Here is a 1,949-nt window from a genome sequence, read left to right as displayed (position 1 = left end):
CCGCCTCGGCCTGCTCGCGGATCGCGTCCATGGCCTTGGCGGTGTCAGAGACCGCACGCAGTCCCTGGCGGGAGGTCTGGGCGGTGGCCTGCGCGGTGGCGATCACCTCGGTGGCGCGCTTGCTGATCTGGGCGCCCGTGTGAGTGATTTCATCCATGGTGGCCGCTGTCTCCTGCACGGCGGCGAACTGCTGCTCGACCGAAGCCGCCTGCTCCTGGGCCGAGGCGCGGATCTCCGCCGCGGCGGCGTTGAGGTCGGCGGTGGCGGCCCGGTTGGTCCGAGCCAGATCCGAGAGTCCTGAAACCATCGCGTTGAGGCTGCGGCCCAGGCGACCGATCTCGTTGTGCCCGCCCTCCCCAAGTTTGCCGGTGAGATCGCCCGCGCCGATATGCTCGACGAAGCTCATCACGCGCACCAGCGGCCGAACGATCAGGCGATTGATGGCGACGCCGATCGCGGCGCAAATCAGCAGCGTGAGCAGCGCTCCCAACCATAAGACGATTGCCGCCGTGCGCTTTGCGGCGACGAGGCGCTCGGCCTGGTCGGCGCGGTTGCGCTCCTCCAGCTTCTCGATCGCGGCGAGCTTCTCCCGGAGTCTGTCGAACAGGCGCTTGCCCGTGCCGTCGGCTTCCAGGCGGATCGCGTCCGGGCGCGTCGCCGCGACGGCCGCCGTGTGTGTCACAGCCTCACCGATATCCATCTGCCACGAGCGTGCCGCCGTGACGGCTTCGCCTAAGAGGCGAGATGACTCGGTCCCCGCAGATACCAGCCCATTCAGTCGGCCGATCGCCGCATCCAGGGTTCGCCTGCCGGACTGGTATGGTTCGAGGCTGGTCTCGCGCCCCGTCAGAAGATAGCCGCGCAGCCCTGTCTCCTGGTTCAGCATAGCTAGGGTGAACGCATCGAGATCTCGCAACACTTGAACCGAATGTCGTCGCGCCTCCGTGGCCTCGTTCAACCGATCGAACGCGAGCAGGGCTACGCCGCTGATGAGCACCGATACGACCGCGATGGCGCCGATCGCGCCGCCCAGCGTGCGGTTGAGGCCAAACGTGTTCGGCATGCTCGGCCCTTTTCGCTCAGACTCGCGGAGGACATCACGCGACAGCCGCAGCGACATCGGCATCGCCCATAGCGTTCAAACCGAGATGGGGCGAGCGACAGGCAACAGGATGGGGAGGCCGCAGCGACACCAGCCCCCGCGATCTTACTGTGGACGAGGTTGCCGCCGGTATCCGCCCACCTGGTATGAGAAGGAGGAGCTGGGCGACGCCGCGCTTTAATCCTCAGGGGTGACGCAGGTCCCCATGAACGCCTTTCGCTCCGGCCCATCCTTGAGCTTTTGAGCGTCAGCCTGCTGTCGGCAGCGATCGAGCACTGCCGGATCCACGGCTGATGCCGCCTCTTCACCGGAAGATGTCGCTCTTGGAGCGGGTTTCTGAGGTGGCTCAGATGCGCTCTGGGCACCCGCTGCCGTGGGTAGGCAAGCGAGGGCGACCAGAGCGGCGATCCGTAAGAAAGACCGTGGCATGGGTAACCGCCTGAACTGCTACTGTCAGGCTATGCCATGGGCGTCATCTGCGGCGAAGGTTCGGCAGATTGCGTCGGTCCCGAAGCCTCAAGCCTTCGCCGCCGTCTCGGTCTTCTTCGGTCGGCCAACCCGCTTCGGCTGATCGGGGACGGCCTCAGCAGGCTACACATCTTCCGAGATGACCTTCCTGTGCTGGCTGCCAAGCCCTACGCTCTTGGCAAGCGTCGAGCGGATCTCGGAGTAGCTGGCGGTCACCATCGGATAGTCCCTCGGCAGACTGTAAAGGGCGGACCAATTCCAGGCCGCTGTGGCGGAGTAAAACCAGGCCAATGGCGGCCGCAGCTTGAACGATGAAGGGGCCCGATCGGGCCCCTTCATCGTTTATCGCCGACCATGAGGCTCAAGCCGGTAGGATCTC

The 1,949-nt window shown here is 65.7% G+C and carries 3 protein-coding genes; all 3 read right to left on the bottom strand.

What is annotated here, in order from left to right; translation table 11 throughout:
• Positions 1-1,063: methyl-accepting chemotaxis protein (locus MKK63_RS09565; protein WP_244001019.1), on the bottom strand; the 1,063-nt coding region annotated here is incomplete at its 3' end.
• 216 nt (positions 1,064-1,279) lie between these two features.
• Positions 1,280-1,531 carry a PsiF family protein gene (locus MKK63_RS32190; protein ID WP_409564497.1) on the bottom strand — a complete coding sequence of 84 codons (252 nt, stop codon included), beginning with the start codon at positions 1,529-1,531 and terminating at the stop codon, positions 1,280-1,282.
• 162 nt (positions 1,532-1,693) lie between these two features.
• On the bottom strand, positions 1,694-1,909 hold the full coding sequence (locus MKK63_RS31670; RefSeq protein ID WP_279574607.1) for a MucR family transcriptional regulator: 216 nt from the start codon (positions 1,907-1,909) through the stop codon (positions 1,694-1,696).
• Positions 1,910-1,949: the final 40 nt, after the last annotated feature.

The organism is Methylobacterium sp. J-088 (assembly GCF_022829295.1).
In the GTDB taxonomy this organism is placed as follows: Bacteria; Pseudomonadota; Alphaproteobacteria; order Rhizobiales; family Beijerinckiaceae; genus Methylobacterium.
Note: the sequence above shows the minus strand (reverse complement) of the source record. Positions and strands in the feature narration are given on the sequence as shown.

Excerpts from the sequence above, each read along its gene's own strand:
- MKK63_RS32190 (WP_409564497.1), bottom strand. The coding sequence starts at position 1,531 with ATGCCACGGTCTTTCTTACGGATCGCCGCTCTGGTCGCCCTCGCTTGC.
- MKK63_RS31670 (WP_279574607.1), bottom strand. The coding sequence starts at position 1,909 with ATGAAGGGGCCCGATCGGGCCCCTTCATCGTTCAAGCTGCGGCCGCCA.